Genomic DNA, 21,708 nt, shown 5'->3' with positions numbered 1-21,708 from the left:
TTAACCGCCTCCACGTAAGCTCATAAGCATAGTGAATATTTCTGCCTTTATTAGACCTCGCAACATATTGAAATGATGAATATAGCCACGAACTTTATATTCAACTTCAACGCCGAGCGTATTCAGTTCAGTATTCAAGATGCTAATATGTCGTTGCTTCATGCTACGCTTGAGCTTTTGCAATACAGGATATATGGATTGTTCAACATCTCTCAGCTGACAAATAACATATTGGTATATGATTTTATTGTTATAGATCATTAAATGGTCTATATCCCTGGCTAACATATCTAACAAGATAGGTAGCAGGGTGTATTCCTTAATGATTTGAATATCTTCTTCTGTCTCCATACTTAGATTACTATTCATATTTCACACCACCATAATGAGAACGTACATTCTTGTTTTATTATACACCGAACAGACGTTCGTTATGCAAGTGTATTTTTTGGAAGTAGGCTACATTAAATGTTCTGGCGGTCCCTTCGTTACACCTATCTAAGGGGTGGGGGTCGGTTTTGCTCATAAAACAAAGACTTTATCTGGCTTGTAGGCTTGATTGTTACGTGCCAGACCTACTAGTATGCGAGCTAATTTCCCACATAACTTCATAATTGACTTCATTCATTTCAGCTTTTTGACCTGAACATTATGTTGATGCAAAGCCATGAATTCTTTGTTCGTCATACTTGGATAATTCCAATACAATAGGCATGAAAAATCGGACAGAGTGAGCGCAACCGTTTCTAGGTGCTTTCACTTGTCCGTAAATTATTTTCATATTCACTGCAATCCATACTTCAGAACTTTATTTGTTACTTCAAGACATTTGGGTGACAAATATGCTTTGAAGTACTAGAAACCAGCAAATATATTGAACTAACGTTCCCCGTTAGAATTCCTATGAAACAAATAATTTGGAATTTGAATAAAAAAGAGCGCCTCTGTACGATGGGAGTACGAAACGGGTCTACAGCCCGCTGTACTTACTTAATATCTTATAAGAAATTCTTGAAATTACAGAAATTTATCCAATAGGGGGATGCTATTATACAAGTATAAATAAAGACGAGGTGATGATATGCAAGCGAAATTGGCAGCGGACGCCATTCCCCTCCCCAAAAAGCGGAATTCATGGATAAGAACGATAAAAAAGTATAAAGTGATGTATGCTCTCTTGTTCCCGGCATTAGTTTACTTTGCCGTATTCAAATACATTCCTATGGCGGGAATCATTATTGCTTTTAAAAACTATAACCTTGCTTTGGGACTATGGGATAGCCCATGGGTGGGATTTAAAAATTTTACAGATTTTATGAACGGCGTTTATTTCTGGGACATCATGAGAAATACGATTATCATATCGCTGTATAAGCTATTGTTCGGTTTCTCCGCTCCCATCGTACTTGCTTTGCTGCTCAATGAAGTTTATACCCAATGGTTTAAGAAAATCGTACAAACGATCACTTATTTGCCCCATTTTCTATCATGGGTCATTGTTTATGGAATGATGGTGGCATTATTAGCCCCAGGGGATGGTCTTTTTAACATGATTTTGAAGGAAATTGGTGTTGAACCCATCTCATTTCTAACGGAACCTGCCTGGGGCAGACTGCTGATCATCTTATCTGAAATATGGAAGGATATTGGATGGGGAGCGATATTGTACCTTGCAGCATTAGCAGGAATCGATCCAAGCTTATATGAAGCGGCTCGGATTGATGGCGCTTCCAAGTGGAGACAGCTATGGCATGTAACATTTCCCGGCATTAGAGGAGTCATGATTCTGATGCTGATCCTTAAATTAAGCCATATTCTGGATGCTGGCTTTGACCAAATATTCATGTTTGCCAACAGCTTTAATCAGGAGAAGATCGACATTATCGACACTTGGGTATACCGTGAAGGGTTGGAGCGTCTTAAGATTGGCTTGGCTACTGCTGTGGGATTGTTTAAAGCTGTCATCGGATTTGCTTTAGTTTTGGCAGCAAATAAGCTCGCCAAAAAATTCGATGGGCAAATTTGGTGAGGTGGTTTCAAAATGATCAATTTGACAATCGGGGAAAAAGTCTGGCAAGCAGTCGTTTATTTTATTCTTATTTTGCTATCCCTACTTTGCTTACTACCCTTTCTATATGTGGTTGCTGTTTCAGTGACGCCAGAATCGGAAGTGTTAAGAAGAGGAATTGTTATTATACCAGAAACCGTTACCTTTCTAGCATATAAGGAAGTATTCATTTCTCATGGTATCGGGCAGGCGTATAAAATTACATTGTTTCGAACGATTGTAGGGACTGTGCTTAATGTGTTTTTTACGGTAATAGCGGCTTATCCGTTATCCAAAAAATATTTGCCGGGGCGAAGCTCATTTTTACTATTCATTGTCTTTACCATGATGTTTGGGGGAGGATTAATTCCGACATATTTACTAATCCGCTCTCTGGGATTGCTAGACAGTCCGTGGGTATTGATTATTCCACAACTCATTAGTGCATTTAATCTGGTGATCATTAAAGGCTTTTTCGAGCAATTGCCTGCTGAAATCGAGGAATCAGCGAGGGTAGACGGTGCAAGTGAGCTTCAGTCGTTATGGCGGATCATTTTACCACTGTCCTTGCCCGTCCTTTCCACAGTTTCCTTATTTTACGCAGTCGGGCATTGGAACAGTTATTTCGATGCTATTGTTTATATCAATGATTCCAACTTAATGCCGCTTCAAGTTATCTTGCGCAACATCCTGCTTAACGTCGCAACACAAAGCGCTGATTCGCTCGCCAATTCCGGAGCTGTTAGTACGTTCGCTGTGCAAATGGCTGCAGTTGTCGTGACTACGGTTCCGATTTTGATCGTTTACCCATTTATGCAAAAGCATTTTACCAAAGGTGTGCTCTTGGGATCGGTTAAAGGTTAAAAGGCATTCCAACCTGAGTTGTTACGGGGAAACCGTGATAATATATAAGCAAAGGAGAGGTCATTATGCAACGTAAAGCGATTACATTTGCTATTCTGACAGCAATAGTGGGTGTGGGAACGGTATTGTCAGGATGTGGGGAACAAAGAGAAGTTATATCGACAGCTTCGAGTAATTCGCAAGGCCAGCCTAACCAGTTTGCGAACAAAATGAAAATCTCGATGTTTAACCAAGGCACTTTCAACGCGGCTGCTCCGCTTCCTCCCCGTGAAGAAGATATCCAACGCCAAATGTTGGAAAAAGAAGTGAATATCGACTTGGAAATGATGATTCCTCAATCAGGGCAAGCAACGACTAAATTAAATACGCTCATTGCTGGCGGAGATATTCCAGATTTGATCTTCTTGAAGAGCCGGGCTGATCTCGCGCAATATTATGACCAAGGTGTTCTTGCGGATTTGACACCGTATCTGGATCAATTTCCTGAATTGCAGAAACGTTTTAGCAACGACTCCTGGGAGGCGATGTCCTATCAAGGAAAAACCATTGGAGTTCCAGGTTATGATAATGTAAACGGTATCAGTCGAAGCTTCTTCATCCGCAATGATTGGCTGAAAAAGCTGAATATGGAAGTGCCAACGACACCTGACGAGCTATTTGAAGTTATGAAAGCCTTTACAGAGAAAGACCCGGACGGTAATGGCAAAAACGATACGTACGGATTCATAGGCGGTATGAATAAAGAAGGCAATCTGCAAACCTACGGCTTCGATAGTTTGATGTGGATGTTTGGCGTCAATCCTCCCTCAGCCATTGAAGTGAAAGACAATAAACCGGTGTTACTGTTTACCGACCCAAAAATGAAAGAAGCGCTCGCTTATATCAATAAAATGATGGAAGCCAAAGTTGTAGATCCAGACTGGGTGACGATGAATTCGCCCGATTTGTTGGACCAAAAGTTATTTAAGGGTAAAGTTGGCTTCATGATAAGAGATGCCCGTAGGCTGGAACCAGATTATCAGCAGAAAATGAAAGAAATCAGTGGAGAGGTGCCGGAATGGATCGTCATTCCTCCAATGATAGGTCCTTATGGTGATCAAATTGTAGAGAGAAAATCGTTCCAAGGCAATTCATGGGCCATATCCAAGAAAGCGGATAAGGACAAAATCATTCGGATCTTGTCAATGCTGAATTATCTCTTTACGGACAAAGAAGCATATCCGAATTTTGCATACGGAATTAAAGGGATTCATTGGGATTGGGTGGACGGCAAGATCAAAAATAAAACCTCCGAATTATCGAAGGAAATGAAAGAAAAGTACCAATGGGTCGATCATTATAGAATGCCGCGTCGTGGTGATGATGCTGAGTACTTCAGCTTCCAGAATCCTAAGACGGCAGAAGCTTTTAAGAACAATCAGAAATACGTGGCGCCTACTTTGCCCGGGAATTTATTGACTGAAGACCCGAGCGATACATTGGCAGCTGACCGCCAGCGTTTCATTAATGAAAGCTTGGTCAAATTTATGACTGGCAAAGACCCTCTTTCCAACTGGGAGAATTTCCTCCAAACGTTGGATACCAAGTTTGACATGCAGAAATATAAGGACAACGCAATCAAGCAATTTAAAGAAGCAGGCATAATCAAGTGAATTAAACGAAGAGAGTGGCTATAAGTAGCCCCTCTCTTTATTGTCATATGCTATTATTAGTTTAATACGGATATAAAAGGAAGATGATCGATGCGAAGAAGAATCAGCTTGCCTTTAAAATTATTTTTTATCGTGTTTGCATTTGTATTAAGCTGCATAATCTTAATAAGCCAATTGTCTTATCGCTATGTCCAAAAGGAAATAAGAACCACAGACATTTATTACACCAACCAAATACTTGACAAGGTAGATCAGTATTTCACAGTTAATTTTTCCTCCTTCCAGACGATCCTGTTCTCGGTCGAAACATCGGTGAAAGCCAACATTGACAATACGGAAGTGATTAAAAAGCAATTAAGAGAGCTGTATGAACTCAACAGTAATTACGTCAGTAATATTTATTTGATCAAAAGCGATTTATCCATTCTAGGCGGAAGTACACCTACCCGAATATTCGATGAACCTTTATCTGAAAGAGAACCTTTGTTTGAGGCGGCTGACAAGAACAGAAGGACTACATTTGTCAGTGATCCTTACAAATCTAAATATTCCGGCTGGACAGTTACGATGGTTCGATATCTGAACGGCGCTCCATTTCCTATGGCCATTGCGGTAGATTTGGATCTAAATGCCATTGAAGAAACCTTGTTCAAGATTAATAAAAAAGAACAAATGAATTTGGCTCTAATCACCGCATCGGGGAAAATCATCGCCGGATTTTCGGAAAATAAAGGACCACTGAATATTCAAGATCATACTTTTTCAATCGGTGAAACGTCAGCGGAACAAATTCTGGATACTACAGAAACAAGCCTTCAACTGCATACCAAGGATGGCATTCCGGTCTCCCTTTTGAAAAAACCGACTGAGAAATTCAACTGGACCATCATCTCGATCAACGATGAGTCACGCTTGAAAGCTGCTTTGTCCAGATTGGAAACCTATTATATCGAGCTTCTAGCTGCAGGTCTTCTCTTAAGTCTGCTCATTTCCTTTTTTATTGCCAAATATATAAGGAATCCACTCTATGCGCTCAAAACAAAAATGAAGCGGGTGGAGCAAGGCTTCCTCACAACTACAATATCGATTAACCGAAACGATGAGTTTGGAGATCTTTCCCGAGCATTCGATCGTATGCTGCAGCAAATTGTGGAATTGATTCAGCGAGCGGAGCTTCATAATGAACTTGAGCGGAAGCTGGAAATCCAAGTGCTGCAGTCTCAAATAAACCCTCATTTTCTGTATAACACGCTTGGTTCTATCAGTAATGTCATACGACTCGGACAAATAGAGAAAGTAGATGTGGTGATCGAGTCTCTCATTTCAATATTGGAATACGGGATAGCCGACGCTTCGGAGAAGGTTTCACTACGTCAGGAATTGCAAAATGTATCGGACTATATCGCGATCCAGAACATCCGTTATAACAGGCACTTCCACTTGATTGAGAATATCGAAGAAGGGTTATTGGATTTTCCGGTTTTTCGAATGCTGCTGCAGCCCCTTGTAGAGAATAGTATCTTCCATGGTTATAACGGAGGGGGGATCGAAGGCCCTATTACTATTCATGGGTACAGGGAGGGTGGCATCGTCATCATAGAAGTAGTTGATCAAGGCGAGGGAATTCCAACTGATAAAATAAAGCATATTTTAATTTCAGAACCGAGTGATGTGGAAGTGAAAAGGAAAAGAATCGGGTTAAATAATATTCATGGCCGAATAAGACTTCACTACGGAGAACAGTTCGGGCTCCAAATCATAAGCATACCTAAGGAAATAACCCGTGTTCGCGCCTTATTCCCAGCAGGCTAGTTTAAAGGAGATGGATGATGGTGAGAGACTACACCTGCGTCATTGTTGACGATGAAGATCTAATCATTCAGAGATTGGAATTGTTTTTTAACGAGCTCTCCCATAGGGATAGGCGATTTCATTTAGTGGGAAAAGCGAATAATGGGCTGAAGGGGATAGAGGAGATCGTAAAGCTTAAGCCGGATATCGTGATATCTGATATCGTTATGCCGCGTATGGATGGAATTTCCATGATTGAGCAGCTAAAGCCAAAGCTTCCCCATACCCAATACATTCTTTTGACCGCCTATTCATCCTTTGAATACGCCCAGAGAGCTATTCAAGCCAACGTATTGGAGTACATTGTTAAGGTTCCGCTCAGGGAAGCAGATTTGGATCGAGCTTTAGATAAGGCAGCCGGGATTTTAAATGAGGTTAAGAAAAAAGAAGCGGAATTTCAATCGTTAAACGTATCCGTGCTTGAAAATAAATATAGAGTCCACAAGCAATTTTTTAACGAGCTTATCAGAGGCGAAATTCCTTCTCATCGGGCATCTGATTTTGCCAATCGCATGCAGTTCCATTTCTTTCAAGCCAACTATTGCTGCTTCATTGTTGAAATGAATCTGTATGAAAGTTTCCGAAACGAATATTCAGCGTCTGATCAAAACATCTTGAAATATGCGATTACGAATATAATCGAAGAAACTGTGATGAATGGTGGCAGAGGTGTAGCTGCGGATCTATCCGATAATCGTTTAATTGGCTTTCTTTCCTGGGAAAATAATCGCAGTGATATGGAAACGGAATATGCTTGCCAGACATTGGGGGGGCAGATCGTCTCCCATTTGCATCAATATTTGAATCAAAGGGTATCCGTCGCTTTTGGAGGTCCGCACCGAGGCTGGGAATCCATCAAACAAGCTTACACGGAAGCTCAAAATGTGAGTGATGATTTCTATTATCATACAGAGAAAGTAGTAAAAACACCCATGCATCGGTTCCATTACCATAATGACAGAAAAGAGGACTTCCAGCAGAAACTGGCTGATTTTCTTGCTTGGGTGAAAAGAAAGGTTCCCAAGGAAGAGCTGGAGAAAGCATTTGCTGATCTGAACCAATTTGTTACGGACCATAAAATCCATAAGTCCATCATGGCGCCTATGCTACGAGACTTGTACAGAGACATTACTGTGAAGTTTAAATCGGGGAACAAGTTGACCACGGAAGTAGCAGAGTTTCCTATAGAATTTATGGATTTTTGGGAGCAGCTTGCCTATATTGGCGACTTCACATTCGAATATGTACACGCTGGTCAACTTTTACATCGTGTAGAAATCATGAGTGCTATGCGGTTTATAGAGAAAAACCTGAAACAGCGATTAACGCTCGAGGCGATTGCCGAGGAAGTGAATTTAGCTCCATCGTATTTTAGTAGCTTATTCAAAAAAACAATGAACGAGGGCGTTATCAGCTACATCAACCGTAAAAAAATTCAATTAGCTCTCGAGCTGTTAAATGTTCAGGATTATTCTTTATTGGAATTGTGCGAGGAAGTAGGAATTGTGAATGAAGGTTATTTTTGCAAATTATTTAAAGAATATACGGGTGATACTCCTAAGCAATATCGGATAAAAATGACACGGTATGAATCCAAATAAGGTTGTAAAAAATGTGTGAATTTTTCGCGAAATCATGTAAAAAAAAAGGGAACAAAAGGATTACCATGATAGAAGGATCTAATCATGGAGGTTATCAAAATGGAGCTTATTAAAGCAGATGTAACCGTCGTAGGCGGAGGTATTGCTGGGATATGTGCTGCCATTGCTGCCGCACGCCAAGGGCTGCAAGTTTCACTTATTAATGATCGACCGGTTCTTGGGGGAAATGCGAGCAGCGAGGTCAGGGTTCATATCAACGGGTCGGCATATCTCGGAAAGAGTCCATCCTATTATGCACGCGAGGGCGGGTTGGTGGAAGAACTCAAGTTGAAGATTTTTCACTATAATCCGTTATACAACAAGAAGCTTATGCTTTCGCTTTCGGATACGGTCTTGTTGGATATGGTCTATGATGAGCCTAACATTTCTCTATTTCTGAATACATGCGTGCATGAAACGGGCATGGAGAACGGCAGAATTAAATGGGTGGAGGGCCTTCAATTGGCTTCCGAAAGAAAATTTCGTTTTGAAAGTCGAACCTACATCGATTGCTCCGGAGATGGAGTTGTCGGATATCAGGCAGGTGCTCTCTTCAGATGGGGGAGAGAAGCGAAGCATGAATACAAGGAAGAATTGGCTCCTGAAGTGGCGGACCATTACACCATGGGCGATACGATCCTGTTTCAAGCCCGTGACGTAGAATATTCCGTTCCATACAAAAGGCCTGGCTTTGCGTATGATATTACGAAGTTGGCCTTTTTCGATAGTATCAGAAAAGGCTTAAACCATCGGGCTTTTCCAAGAAAAATCAACGGGCTTGGCGGATTGTGGTGGCTGGAATACGGCGGACATATGGATATTATCAAGAATAATGAAGACATCGCATTGGAGCTGCGGAAATTGGTGTACGGGATTTGGGATTATATCAAAAATAGCGGCGAATTTGATGATGTAGACAATCTCATCTTGGATTATGTATGCCCGATTCCGGGAAAGCGGGAGTCGAGGCGATTTATTGGGGATCACATGTTGTCTCAGAACGATCTTACAGCAAAGCCGCATTTCGAAGATGCTGTATCCGTCGGAGGATGGTATATGGATTTACATGCTAATAAGGGCATCTACGATGAGGGACCGGCTACAGCATGGAATTTCGTGCCTGGATTGTACAATATCCCTTTCCGCAGTTTATATTCACGAAATATTCCTAATCTCATGTTCGCTGGTCGCAATATAAGTGCTACCCATGTGGCTTTCGGATCTACAAGGGTAATGGCAACCTGCGGTTGTATGGGGCAGGCGGTTGGAACGGCTGCTTCGTTATGCTTGAAATATGAGGTGGACCCCGCGGCCATAGTCGAAGCTCATATGGGGGAGCTGCAGACGCTGCTGCTTCGAGACGGGCAAACGATTGTAGGGCTTCAAGAGGAATTGGATCCTTACTTCGCTGACGGATTAACTATTCGTGCCTCGTCTCAGCGCAGCTATGACAATCTTCATCCAACCGAAGAGATTTCCTTGGAGAAAGGGTTATGTTTGGTCTTGCCGATTCAGACATCCGTGGCTGAAAGCGTACGGATCAAAATTAAAAATATGTCCGAGCATTTGGAAACTCTGCATGTGAAGCTGTTTGGCGGGGAACGGAAGGAAAACTACATTCCCACCAGCGAGTTGAAAGACTACCGCTTGGTTATCGCAGCCGGTCATGACGACTGGATTACGCTAGACTTGGGCTGCAAGAAGCCGGCTGACGACAAAATCTACATCGTATTGGAAGGTACGGCGAGCATTGCCGTATACGGCAATGAAGAGAAAATGACAGGAGCGGTCAGCTTCCATTATCGGCCGGAAGAGCCGTCCAGGCTGAAGAAATTCAATAAGAGCATTTGCTTTGAGGACCTGATGCCATCTCAGAATATGTATAATCCTGAGAATGTCGTCAATGGCTACTCCAGACCTTATGGCCAACCGAACGGCTGGATTTCTGAACGTACGGAAAAACAGGAATGGTTGGAATTCTTTTTTGCAAGCCCCAAAAATCTGGACGAAATCCATCTTGTTTTCAATTCGCAGCTGGATTTGGAGCATTTCGACGATCCTATCGAGCCACTTATCCAAGATTATGATGTGACCTTGACCTTAGAAGACGGTACCGAGAGGGAAATTAAAATCCGTGGGAATTATCTTACGTTGAATAAACATAAGGTGGATGCGAAATGTGTAACCCGAATCCGGTTTGATTTCTGTGCAACTTATGGTTCGCCTTATTTTGAAGTGTTTGCTATAAAATTGTTTGCTCCTAAAAACGATAAATGAGGTCAGGTGAAGTCGCGATGAAGGAATTATTCCCTCGAAGAGGGCTCCCTAATATAATTCAGAAGTTGGAAAATGGGGAAACAGTAACAATCGTCTATTTCGGCGGCAGTAATACCCGTTCTGAAGGATACAGGGTCATGACGGCGGATTGGCTTCGTGAGCAATATCCCAAGGCGGATATCCGCTCTGTGAATGCAGGCATTTCTGGGACAGGATCGGATTTGGGCTGTGCCCGTTTGGAGACAGATGTACTGCGTCATCAGCCTGATCTAGTATTTGTTGAATTTGTCGGTAACGATGGCGGAGATCCCGAATCCAAGGCGCGGATCGAAGGAATTGTCCGTCAGATCCGCAAGCGGAGCCGGTTTACCGATATCCTGTTCGTTTATACGCTGAAGGAGCGGGATGTGGTCGGATTTCAGTCTGGGGAATACCAGAAGGGGGCTCTAATGCAAGATGAAGTGGGCGACTATTACGGTATTCCTTCGATTCATCTGGGCGTAGCGGTCAGTCACTTGGTGTCGGAGGGAAGACTCGTTTTTACCTCAAAGGAAGACGTGTCCATTCCCGGAGCAGTTGTTTTTACGCATGATTCGATCCATCCGACCATTCCCGAAGGACACCAGATATACACGGATACAATCACCCGGTCGTTTGAGAAAATTAGCGAACTTCAAGGTCGCGGGGGAAGGGTCGAACATAACTTGCCTCAGGACCCTTTGGTAACGGCCAATCCTTGGGAGTACGCCGCTATGCTGTCACTGGATAGTCTTACTAATTTTTCGGCAGGATGGTCTTACATGACTCCCGATGATTTTGCTTTAGTGCGCGAGTACAATTGGTTATTCCCCGGCCTATGGCGAGCAGTCGATCCTGGAGAGGCTATCACGGTGCAGTTCGAGGGAATCCATATCGGGCTATTCGATATCGGGGGGCCTGATTCTGGCAGATTGAAGGTGTCGGTGGATGGTGGGGAACCCTTTCTTGTCGATCGATTCACACCACACAACGATCATAATCGAAATCAGTATGTATTCTTGCCGGAGCTCCCGAATGGGAAACATACGGTTCGCTTCGAAGTCGATACCGAGAAGACAGACAAAGCGGCCGTGTTTGAGGCATGCGGCAATGAACGAAGTAGAGAGCATGTTCGGCAGCATACGGATTGGTACGATCAAACGGTGATCCAGCTTGGGAAGTTGTTGTTGGTGCAGCCGCCATTATAATTGATCATTAGGCTTTGTCCAATTGGAAGACCTACATCATATCTGACTGCAGTTGAGCGGTCAGTTATGATGTAGGTTTCTTTTTTTAAATATAAGAATTTATATGTTACATGCTATAAATTATCCTTATATTTCTACGAGAAACGGTCGTCGTCTTTAAAGGACGACAAAGTCGTTTCTTCTTGCTTAAAATCTTATAAGAAATTCTTGAAATTAAAGAAATTTGATGGTTATGTGACATGCTATGATAAAAACGACGGAGCGGAATTAGCCAGAAGGATAAGGCTAATTGCTTTTTTACGATCTTCGAACAAAGGAGGGCATTAATATTTTGAAAGCGCTATCAACTTAAGGGAGGCTGTGAGTTGTATGATAAAAAGGAAGCTGTTTTTCTTAATCGTTTTCATCGTGACGATATTAGTTCCTTTCAGCCTAGTCGGAATAAGGACCGCTTATGCGGAGACCTTACCGTATAAGACGATTATCATCGATGACGGGAGCATCAAGATCAATGATGTTGTGACACCTGATGTGGGTAACGAGAACAACGGATATTCGGCTCCGAATTGGACCACAAGTACAGGGGTGAAGGGGTATGATAACTCCAGTTCCAAATATACGAGTACAGAAGGCAGAACGATATCATGGAAACCACGATTGGAAGCGGGAACGGCGAGAATATCGTTATACAAGCTTAACTGGGAGGATAAGGCGGATAGCAATGTAAAAATTGAAATCGTTCACAATGGAACGACGGATGTTCTCTTTATGGATTTGAGACCTTCATTTGGCGCTCCTGCGGGATGGGTTGATTTGGGAGAGTACTATTTTTCCGGGGTTGGTGAAGAATTCGTTAAATTGACTCGGTCTACCAGCACAACCAGCACGATACTTACTCGTGCTGATGCGGTCAAGTTCGAAGGGAATATTCAGCAAAAAGAGCCTTATAAGACGATCATCATTGATGATGGAAGCATCACGATTGATGATGTCGTCACCACTGATGTAGATAACGCGAATAACGGGTACTCCGCTCCTTATTGGACTACAAGTACGGGAGTGAAGGGATATAATAATTCCAGTTCCAAATTTACCGATGCTGTAGGAAGAAGCATCACATGGAATCCGCGATTGGAAGCAGGGACGGCGAGAATTTCGTTCAACAAGCTTGATTGGGCGGATAAAGCAGATAGTAATGTTAAAATCGAAATTGTTCACAATGGGATTACGGATGTCATGTTTATGGATCTGAGGCCCTCGTCGGGCCCATCGGTCGGATGGGTTGATTTGGGGTCATATTATTTCAGTGGTGATGATAGCGAATTTGTCAGACTGACTCGAACGCAACCTACGACCGGAACGATCATTACGCGGGCCGATGCGGTCAAGTTTGAAGGGGATATCCGGCAGCAAGCTCCGCCGTTGCCTCCGCTGCGCAGCCGTACATTGGCGAATCTCAGTTACACGGAAAAAGGCAGCATCGAGAATGCTAGCTATAAGGCGACCTTCTATGAAGCAGCTTGGGATGGAGGCAAATCCATCGTTCGTGATATGTTCTACAAGGACACGGATACGGGGAACTGGGTGCCTGTCATCAATAATGTGGCGGAAAGACTTGAAGAACAATGGGTCTTATTGGATGGGAATGCGGGGAGTCGAACCAATTACTACGATACGATGAACAAACGCTGGATTACATTCGACGAGATCGATTTCCCCGACAGCCACACTGCGATATTAACCGATTCTTCACATGGAAGCGATTACGATTTTCAAGTGAACTGGTCCATGGCAGGAGAAAAACCTGATGTTTCCTTCGCCTTTACACCTCGCCGGGATGGTAATTATGTGATCGGCTATCAGTCTTTCACAACAGAGCAAATCTCTGGCGTCAATGAAGTGTTAAATGGTTTCAGGTCACATGCAAAAATGGTAGGTTCGGTGGAATCAACAAGCTTAAGGGAGCTAAGCGCTCCAATGAGTCTGGTTGAAAAGAATGACGGTTCGGGGAATCCATTGACGTATGGGGTATTTGTACCTTCGGATGAGCTTCCGGTTGAATTTGAACCGACGGGAGGTGTTACGAAACAAAGGCTTGGCATGAGCCTTGTCAACAACGAAGGCAGCGTGCAGCCAATCTTGTATGCTCCTCAATTTGGGACTTATTCGCAAATGACCGCAGAAAGCACTTATCAATTTCATATGGGACTAATCGCTCAAAAAAGCAATTTGTATGAGTCCTACGCGGATATTCTTCGCAATGAGTACGGTTATTCCGCATACCGGGATAATGTATCAGATCAGTCGCTTACTGACGCGATGTTCAATATGATCGATTTACTTAAGATAGAGCCGCAAGGGGATGACTCTGTTGATTATGTCCCGTCACCCAGCGGGTGGTGGAGCCGTGCCAAGGGCTTTATTGACATCGAAAACGAGGATAGTGTTCGAACAAGCTCGAATGCGGTTCTTTTGGGGGCTTACTATTTGACTGGGGATGACCAGCTTTACGATACGAGAGCATTGCCGTCCGTCCAGTATGGCTTATCGCGAAATGGTATAGGTTGGTCGCCGACGCAGAAGCCAGTATACGGTGTGCCGTCGTTATGGAAAATGGCAACCTTGCCGTTTGATTTTTCAAGCGTATCCGCTGTCAATCAGATGATGGGTACTTCGGCAGGAATTGGGGCGCTGGCGCAGGAAGAGTACCTTGTGCGTGATCCTGACCAGAAAGATCGGGGGCCTATCATTCAGCCCCTTATGATGTATCGTATGACGGGGGATGCACGGTATTTACAGGCTGCCAAGGCTGCAGCCGACAGCTATATCATTCAACATATCGATACTCCTGAATCCGTGAATGTGAGTAAAAATGAGTTTATTTATTATTATAGCAAGCTGTGGATGGAGATCTTGGAGCTTTACGAGGAAACGAAGGATCCCAAATACTTGAATGCCGCGTACAAGGAAGCCAAACGGTACGCCACCATGTTCGTTGCTCGTCCGGTTACTGAAGGCACGGTTACGATTCCGCAGCCGGAGACGTATAATTACGCGGAGTCGTTCCATTGGCCGGAAAGTGGTAAATACGATTATCCTAGGAGCAAGCTCCCTGAAGACGTAGCCGGGGGCGTACAAGCGGAAAGTTGGCTTATTTCACCCAACGGGTTGACATTTGAGGCGGGAAGTACAACTGGCTATTATCGGATGAATGCGCAGGAGGCTCCTTTCATGCTGAGATTGTCGCTCTATACAGGCGATAAACTGCTGCAGGATATCGCTCATAATGCGGTCATCGGACGATATTCCAGCTATCCAGGTTATTACTATAAGGGCTTCGCCATTAGTCAATTGGAGCCGAATTTTCCTCTGGAAGGTCCAAGCGGGGCTACATCCATCTATTATCACCATATGCCGGCGCAGCTCGGGCAAACGATGGATTATCTGATCAGCGAACAATCGCTGAAATCGAATGGGAGTATTTCATTCCCGTCCGTATTCGAAACTAATTTTTTATGGTTCAAATATCATCTCTATGGAAATAAACCAGGTCATTTTTACGGCAATTCCGACGTTTGGCTCTGGATGCCCAAGGGGATTATCCAGACCAATCATCCTCAATTGAATTGGATAACGGGAGAGAGTGGAAATAAATTCTATATCGGATTAAGCAACGAATCGACAGCTGAAGTTCAGACTCCGATCGAATTGAATGCGCAAATCATTGGGTTCAACCCGGTACAAGATTATACCGTAACCATCATCCGCGACAATGGCACACCAGAGCAAGCGGTTATGAGTGGCGGAATCATTCAAGCCACGGTTTCAAGCAAGGGAATAACCGCTATCATTGTGGAGGGGCTAGATATTGATGTGCCGCTGCACCAGGTCAGAACTGCTGATACATCGGATGCAAGCTATTTCTTCGATATCCACAGTCCAATAGATGCGGTTAAAGGCATGCTGATCGTCAAGCCCGACGAAACGGCCTACGATGCTTATGTGCAGGCAAAAACGACGAAACCAGCGACGATCCATTATTCCTTGGATGGCGGGGCTACGTATACGACCATTCCAGATACGATATATCCGATGGAATGGTCGATACGGGTAAACGATTTATCCCAAACCTTCACTTATTATGTGGAATCGGACGGGAAACAGACTCGCAAGCGGACACTCTATCTGCCTGATCAGGTAACGGTAACTCCAGTTCAACCGGATTGGCAGGATGGTTCATCTATCATTGTGGATAATACAGAGGCGGAGACAGAAGGCGTCTGGATACGGGATACAACGGCTAACGACTATTACTATGATAACTATGTGTATGCCAAATCGACTGCCGGCACAGCGACAAGCAGAATTGTATGGCGGCCTGAGCTGCCGGAGAGTGTTACTTACAGTGTGTATTACAAGCTTCCGCAAATAACCGCTACGAGTGAAAATTGGGCAACGAATGCCTCATTTACCGTTTATTATAGCGGGGGCTCCGAGACGGTTACCGTTGATGAGACAACGGCCAATGGGACTTGGGTGCACCTGGGTGCTTATCCTTTTGCAGCAGGCGATAGTGGGTACGTGGAATTAACCAATAAGGCCAATAAGTCACGAGTAGTTGCCGATGCGATGATGTGGGTGGACCCGAACAAGATGCCGCAATTGGAGTCTGCGGTGATCCTGTCGGATCGGGACGAACTTCAGATGACTCAAACCGCACAACTGAGCGTAACCGGCTATTTGGATAACGGTCTGATTGGTGATCTAGCACAGGCAAATGTGCAGTATTTCGTTGATCGAACCGATCTGGCTGAAGTGGACAGTAGCGGTTTGTTGACCCTTCTAAGTCTCGATGTGGAAACGGATCACATTGAGGTATGGGCCACTGTAACGATTGACGGAGTGACCTTAACAACACCGCCTTTGACAATAACGATCAGGGACCTAACGGTTATTGTCGACAGCACGAATACGACTGGGTTATACACGACAGAAGGGTCTTGGAGCCAGAGCAATTTAGCCGGATACAAAATTGGTGTTAAGTCCCGTTACTCTACAGTTCAAGGATCATCAGCGACGTGGAAAGGCCAGTTTCCAGAGGGGAAATATACGGTCTCCATCTACAAGCTCGTCCATACGACGGCAAACGATAATTATGTCAAAGTGGAAGTGAAGCATCAGTCGGTTACCGAGGTCACGTATATCGATGCAACAGTCGGCTCGTCGGGTTGGGTTAATCTAGGAACGTTCGACTTTACTGGAGACGGTAGCGAGTATGTTCGTTTAACCAGGGTTACTCCGACAACGGTAGATCCGCCAACTCTACCTGCCGATATGATCTATACGAGGGTTGATGCAGTCAAGTTCGAACGGCATTCCGTCAGTCCGGCGTTGCCTGCAAATGGGGTGCCAGGTAAACCGACACTTTCGAATAATAGCGGTGTTGCGACAGGCTTAAATGATGGCAATTATGAGGTTACGATGAATATGTGGTGGGGAAACAATGGCTCACTGTATAAGTTGTACGAGAATGGCCAATTGATCCAAACGAAGTCACTGGCCGATGTTTCGCCAGCTGCCCAGACTTCCATTATTCCTATTCAAGGTAAGCCAAATGGAACCTATGTGTATACATGTGAGTTATCGAATTTGTATGGAACGACTTCATGTGATCCACACACCGTCACCGTGGCTGAGGCGAATCCCGGCAAACCCGTGTTGTCCAGTGACAACTGGGATCAAGATGGGAACTATAACATTACTGCTAATATGTGGTGGGGCACGAACGCAGCACAGTATCGTTTATATGAAAATGGCGAACTTATTGAAACGCAATCTTTATCTTCACAAACACCAAGTGCTCAATCGGCCATTACACAAATTTCAGGAAAAGCTCCTGGCACTTATCAATATCGCGGCGAGTTTATGAATGGAAGTGGAACAACGGTAAGTGATGTTATACAAGTCATTGTAAAATAACCCTAAGAGCTGAGTGGATGAGAACGATCCAATCGGCTCTTTTTTTTCTTGGAATTTAGTATTGAGCTATGCAAAATGCTTGTAAATCGATGATGTAAGAAGACAGCATATTTTTGGAACAAATGTCGGAGCATCCGACGGTGTTTAATCTATACTTTAAAGGCTCACAACTGGGTGATATTTACACGATGCTGTTCATGCTAGATCAGCAGGGCGATATCAACCTGTACATGATTTATCTAATCCGATTTCTGTAAAGACTCATAAACGAGCATGATTGAGGAGTTTACATAGTCTCGCAGCAGTTCTATTATAACTCTCAATGCTATGTATTGATGGAGGGTAAAATACCGTTATAAATATAAGTAAGATAAAGATAAAGATAACTATTACGGTACCCTTGTATAGACACTTCATTAAAGAGCATCTGGAGGGGGAAAGCAAATTCTTGAGGAAGAGTAAAAGCGGCGATAATTATAAATTAAAGAGAAGAAAAATGATCGCCTTTTATAAATTAGTGGAAGATAAAAGATAAAGAATAAGTAAGATTAAAAGTTATTGAAGACAGATACTGCTGAGACCCATATCATTCATTCAACTAACGGGACACTTTTATCCTTTGAAGAACATGAAGGATAAGACCTTAGTCACGATCGAGATCGAAAAGTTGGACAAACTGACAAATCAGCTTGTTAAGGAAAACTAAGCAGGGGGACATTGTAAACTATCTAATTAGAAGGAGAGAGATGTTTGTAAAGATCCTCCTTCTTTTTTCGTTATTAATAACGAACTAGGTTTTTGCCGTCAGGAATAATTGTCGGTTTACACACATTTGGATCAAGGTTGAGCCTTCTAACACTGAAGACGATCAGCCATTTTCGCAGATCGTCAGGCTTATGTTTCTCACATGCTTGGTAAGCTTATGTAACATTTATCGATTTTAATAAAAGGTATAGTGACCTAGACGTTGCTTTTCCTTGCCTCTCAATCAGTCCTGTTGTAGTAGCTTTTTTCTATATTTCATTGGCGTCATGCCAACTAGTTTTTTGAAAGACTGACAGAAATAAGGGAAATTATTCATCCCCACCTCAATGCTAATCTGCTCAATCCCTTTGTTGCTAGTTATTAAAATCACACAGGCTTGTCTGATTCGTCTAGCGAGAATATAATCAGTCAACGTAGCGCCTGTTTCTTGTTTAAAGATACGGGATACATAAGATTTGGATACATGCAGAAAATCCGCTAACGTATCGAGTGAAATTTCTTCTGAATAATGTCTTTCAAGCCAATTCATGATTTTTTCAGAATAACGAAGTTGTCGTTGAGGATTCAATCCATTTTTCATCGGATTTCCAAAATCTGTTGCAAAGAGAAATTGAAAAACCTGCAGCAGGAGTAAAGCAAAATTTTGCTGTTTAACATCGAACTGCTGATACTTAGAAAGCCCAACATAATGATGCTGGAATAATTGGCTGATAACACTATTACTATCAATTTGATAGAGCACTTGTTCCTCTAGCTCATTTTTCCACAAATACTGAAAATAAGCATTCAAGTGAGGGAATGAATTGAAATAGGTTTCAAATATAGAGGGCTCAAAGGAGATGATCGTTCGTTCAAATGGGGTATCTGGATGAACTTCGACTTGAATGTGATGTAGTTGATAAGGCTGCAGGTAAAGAAAGGTGCCAGATTGAATAACATATACTTTACGATTTATAATAATCTGTCCGGTGCCTTGATGCACATATAAAAATTCCATTCCTTGATGGAAATGGTAAAACCCCTTGTAAATGTCAGTCGTTATCTTGCGATAGCTAAAGCGATAGGGAATTTCATGTAATGCTACATCTTCAAAGAATTTCATCATATGTAGGCCTCCTGATGATCGACTCAGAATAGTGTAACATGCCCTAATGAATCATGCTAAGAAAACAACAATTCTATGCAACGCAGTGTAACTTTGAAACCTATTGATTTAATATAATGGTAATGGAACCATTGTATAACATATGAGTCAGTAAATGCTCTTTTCATATGTTTAATTATCGTCATTTGGAGGAAAACGATATGAGCTATAAAGTAGACAAAGGTGTCATTCCTACTATTGTAGGATTGTCATATGCTTCTCGTTGATTTTCCGATGGCAGATAAAACTATCAAAGGAGAGACCTACAGAAGCGACATGATGATCATATAATTCTGTAGGTCTCCCTTGAGCAGAACCATTTAATTATAATAATTTAGCATTGCGCATCTGTCATTTCATTGGTGAAGGCACGTTTGTATTCCTGTGGCGACATCTTCAAAGCTGATTCCGGAGCAAAGTGAAATTGCAGTGCACGGCGTCCCTTCGCAGACTGATTGGAAGGCGTGCCATGATGGATCAGTCCATGGAAAAACAACGTACCTCCAGGGGACAAGGGCACCACGACATCTTTATCTACCTGCACACTGCTATCACAGATCTGCCAATCCCTCTCGGCATAATGTGGAATGCATCCTTCCTTTTGAGAGCCTGGAATGATGTGCATACATCCGTTATCTATCGTTGCCTCATCTAAAGCAATCCATACTCCTATTACTGACTTGTTAAAAGCGAGAGGACCAAAGGCCATGTCCTGATGCCATGGCTTTTCACCACCTCCATGTGGGGGTTTCATTAATGCCATGTGCTGAACAAGTACTGGTTTTTCACCTAATACTATCTCCAAGACCCCTAATAAAGTGGGGTGATAAGCAATCGCATGCAAGGTTTCTTCCTCTACGAAATCATAAATCTTTCGAATAGCTAGCTCCTTATCCAAGTCCGTATGCAGTTGATCTTGCGGTTTAGTAAATTGTAATTTGGCTCCTTTCACATCTTTCAACAGTAAGTTCATAAGTCCATCAGCAGCTTCCGTAACTTCCTTAGAGCTAAATAGAGGATCAATTGCAAAAAAACCTGTATCTTTGTACTCAACTACCTGGTCATTCGAAAATTGATGAACATTTTGAATAGGTGTGTATGTCTGATCATACTTGTACATGAATTTAGAAATCTCTTCTTCTGTCTGCCATTTCATAGCTTATATCGACTCCTTATATGAACTTTTTACATTTCAAATATACCAGTTAGGATTTCAAAACCAAATATCTCTAGTTATATAGGATTTGTATATAGATACATAGTGAGTTAGCCTGAATCCTATTGTGATGAAGAGGATAAATTTGAAATGGAGCGCGAAAAATGGATATTCAACCGCCGACAGATTTTCTCCAACACGCGATGATCAAGTGTAGTTATAATTCGGGAAAAGTTAAATGTGAGCCGGGTTGGTCTTGGAATCCTCGTCTCCTTCCACAGGATTGGGATCTTTGGTACGTCATTTCAGGCACGGGCTCAATGAACGTTAACGATGAATACTTTTCTATAAACAAAGGTACGTGTTTCCTAACCCGTCCGATGGATCGTATACATGCGACACAAAATCCCGAAGATCGGCTAACCGTTATCTACCATCATTTTAGCTTAACCCATTCTCTTACACAGCAAGCTTTTCGTTCCGAGGAGCTGCCTTCGAGGTTGACACGTGTTCAGGATTCCTTTGGATTCGAGCAGCACTTGAATCAACTATTGGACATTCTTGATAGGAAGGATATTTGGATCGAGGAGGAGTTCCATTCTTTAATGAAGCATGTTCTTCTTCTCCTATATAAGGCACATGCCTCTCAGGAGGAATGGAGTGAAGCCAAGCTTCGTCAACAGAAAATTATTCAGGGTGTAACGAACTAGGTGAGAGACCGAATCGACCAACGAATTGACTATAACGAACTAGCAGAGGCGTTTGCTTTGAACTCTCGTTATATCAGCCAGATTTTCAAATTGAATACCGGGTATTCTTTAAAAGAAAGCATAACCCGCTTGCGACTGGAACGAGCAGTGACGTTGCTAACAGAAACCCCATTATCCGTATCAGAGATCGCCGATACGCTTGGGTTCACGGACATTTATCATTTCAGTAAGCTTTTTAAAGTCCATAATAATGTAGCACCTTCAGCCTACCGCTATCACTTGAAACCGAGTAATCCGATTTTTTGAAGTAGAGTACCCGTTCAGAACGAGATGATTGGCACAAGTGGTAGAACCGGTTGTTTCCATAATCACATCCAAGTGAAACCCTCCCACATAA

The 21,708-nt window shown here is 42.9% G+C and carries 14 protein-coding genes and 1 pseudogene; 11 read left to right on the top strand and 4 right to left on the bottom strand.

Features of this window, described 5'->3' with window-relative positions; genetic code table 11:
- Both BW961_RS02060 and BW961_RS31020 read right to left on the bottom strand, forming a co-directional pair.
- Positions 1-369, bottom strand: coding sequence for a YhjD family protein (locus BW961_RS02060; RefSeq protein WP_082867611.1), 369 nt, complete (start codon positions 367-369; stop codon positions 1-3).
- A gap of 153 nt (positions 370-522) precedes the next feature.
- Positions 523-681, bottom strand: a pseudogene (locus tag BW961_RS31020) (IS110 family RNA-guided transposase); the annotation flags it as partial.
- A gap of 400 nt (positions 682-1,081) precedes the next feature.
- On the opposite strand from BW961_RS31020, the gene BW961_RS02055 reads away from it, so the two are divergent.
- The 9 genes from BW961_RS02055 to BW961_RS30880 all read left to right on the top strand — a co-directional run bounded on the left by BW961_RS02055 (position 1,082) and on the right by BW961_RS30880 (position 17,793).
- A complete protein-coding gene (locus BW961_RS02055) occupies positions 1,082-2,029 on the top strand; it encodes an ABC transporter permease (RefSeq protein ID WP_068589665.1) in 948 nt (315 codons plus the stop codon).
- 12 nt (positions 2,030-2,041) lie between these two features.
- Positions 2,042-2,911 carry a carbohydrate ABC transporter permease gene (locus BW961_RS02050; protein ID WP_068589667.1) on the top strand — a complete coding sequence of 290 codons (870 nt, stop codon included), beginning with the start codon at positions 2,042-2,044 and terminating at the stop codon, positions 2,909-2,911.
- 65 nt (positions 2,912-2,976) lie between these two features.
- Positions 2,977-4,563, top strand: coding sequence for an extracellular solute-binding protein (locus BW961_RS02045; protein ID WP_068589670.1), 1,587 nt, complete (start codon positions 2,977-2,979; stop codon positions 4,561-4,563).
- A 90-nt stretch (positions 4,564-4,653) separates the two neighbouring features.
- Positions 4,654-6,375 (top strand): sensor histidine kinase, encoded by a 1,722-nt coding sequence (locus tag BW961_RS02040; RefSeq protein ID WP_068589672.1) that lies wholly within the window; start codon positions 4,654-4,656, stop codon positions 6,373-6,375.
- 14 nt (positions 6,376-6,389) lie between these two features.
- Positions 6,390-8,015, top strand: coding sequence for a response regulator transcription factor (locus BW961_RS02035; RefSeq protein ID WP_326110718.1), 1,626 nt, complete (start codon positions 6,390-6,392; stop codon positions 8,013-8,015).
- Between the two features lie 84 nt (positions 8,016-8,099).
- Positions 8,100-10,331, top strand: a complete 2,232-nt coding sequence (locus tag BW961_RS02030) for an FAD-dependent oxidoreductase (protein WP_068589676.1) — start codon at positions 8,100-8,102, stop codon at positions 10,329-10,331.
- Complete coding sequence (locus BW961_RS02025) at positions 10,328-11,557, top strand: SGNH/GDSL hydrolase family protein (RefSeq protein WP_244555837.1); 1,230 nt, start codon at positions 10,328-10,330, stop codon at positions 11,555-11,557. The genes BW961_RS02030 and BW961_RS02025 overlap by 4 nt, the downstream gene beginning before the upstream one ends.
- Before the next feature lie 369 nt (positions 11,558-11,926).
- Positions 11,927-17,536 carry a golvesin C-terminal-like domain-containing protein gene (locus BW961_RS02020; protein ID WP_068589680.1) on the top strand — a complete coding sequence of 1,870 codons (5,610 nt, stop codon included), beginning with the start codon at positions 11,927-11,929 and terminating at the stop codon, positions 17,534-17,536.
- A gap of 113 nt (positions 17,537-17,649) precedes the next feature.
- Entirely contained in the window at positions 17,650-17,793 is a 144-nt protein-coding gene (locus tag BW961_RS30880) for a hypothetical protein (protein WP_156510162.1), read from the top strand.
- A 731-nt stretch (positions 17,794-18,524) separates the two neighbouring features.
- Here BW961_RS30880 and BW961_RS02015 read toward each other — a convergent pair.
- Positions 18,525-19,406, bottom strand: a complete 882-nt coding sequence (locus tag BW961_RS02015; RefSeq protein WP_068589682.1) for an AraC family transcriptional regulator — start codon at positions 19,404-19,406, stop codon at positions 18,525-18,527.
- Positions 19,407-19,779: 373 nt separating this feature from the next.
- Positions 19,780-20,601 carry a phytanoyl-CoA dioxygenase family protein gene (locus tag BW961_RS02010; protein WP_068589684.1) on the bottom strand — a complete coding sequence of 274 codons (822 nt, stop codon included), beginning with the start codon at positions 20,599-20,601 and terminating at the stop codon, positions 19,780-19,782.
- A 164-nt stretch (positions 20,602-20,765) separates the two neighbouring features.
- On the opposite strand from BW961_RS02010, the gene BW961_RS02005 reads away from it, so the two are divergent.
- On the top strand, positions 20,766-21,311 hold the full coding sequence (locus BW961_RS02005) for an AraC family ligand binding domain-containing protein (RefSeq protein WP_068589686.1): 546 nt from the start codon (positions 20,766-20,768) through the stop codon (positions 21,309-21,311).
- Complete coding sequence (locus tag BW961_RS02000; protein WP_068589688.1) at positions 21,312-21,617, top strand: helix-turn-helix domain-containing protein; 306 nt, start codon at positions 21,312-21,314, stop codon at positions 21,615-21,617. It begins immediately after the preceding gene.
- Positions 21,618-21,708 lie beyond the last annotated feature (91 nt).

Source organism: Paenibacillus macquariensis (genome assembly GCF_900156375.1).
Lineage (GTDB): Bacteria > Bacillota > Bacilli > Paenibacillales > Paenibacillaceae > Paenibacillus_AQ > Paenibacillus_AQ macquariensis.
The sequence above is the reverse complement of the archived record's forward strand: the minus strand, read 5'-3'. Positions and strand labels throughout refer to the sequence as shown.

Coding starts and splice junctions, on each gene's coding strand:
- BW961_RS02060 (WP_082867611.1), bottom strand. CDS start 369: ATGAATAGTAATCTAAGTATGGAGACAGAAGAAGATATTCAAATCATT.
- BW961_RS02055 (WP_068589665.1), top strand. CDS start 1,082: ATGCAAGCGAAATTGGCAGCGGACGCCATTCCCCTCCCCAAAAAGCGG.
- BW961_RS02050 (WP_068589667.1), top strand. CDS start 2,042: ATGATCAATTTGACAATCGGGGAAAAAGTCTGGCAAGCAGTCGTTTAT.
- BW961_RS02045 (WP_068589670.1), top strand. CDS start 2,977: ATGCAACGTAAAGCGATTACATTTGCTATTCTGACAGCAATAGTGGGT.
- BW961_RS02040 (WP_068589672.1), top strand. CDS start 4,654: ATGCGAAGAAGAATCAGCTTGCCTTTAAAATTATTTTTTATCGTGTTT.
- BW961_RS02035 (WP_326110718.1), top strand. CDS start 6,390: ATGATGGTGAGAGACTACACCTGCGTCATTGTTGACGATGAAGATCTA.
- BW961_RS02030 (WP_068589676.1), top strand. CDS start 8,100: ATGGAGGTTATCAAAATGGAGCTTATTAAAGCAGATGTAACCGTCGTA.
- BW961_RS02025 (WP_244555837.1), top strand. CDS start 10,328: ATGAGGTCAGGTGAAGTCGCGATGAAGGAATTATTCCCTCGAAGAGGG.
- BW961_RS02020 (WP_068589680.1), top strand. CDS start 11,927: ATGATAAAAAGGAAGCTGTTTTTCTTAATCGTTTTCATCGTGACGATA.
- BW961_RS02015 (WP_068589682.1), bottom strand. CDS start 19,406: ATGATGAAATTCTTTGAAGATGTAGCATTACATGAAATTCCCTATCGC.
- BW961_RS02010 (WP_068589684.1), bottom strand. CDS start 20,601: ATGAAATGGCAGACAGAAGAAGAGATTTCTAAATTCATGTACAAGTAT.
- BW961_RS02005 (WP_068589686.1), top strand. CDS start 20,766: ATGGATATTCAACCGCCGACAGATTTTCTCCAACACGCGATGATCAAG.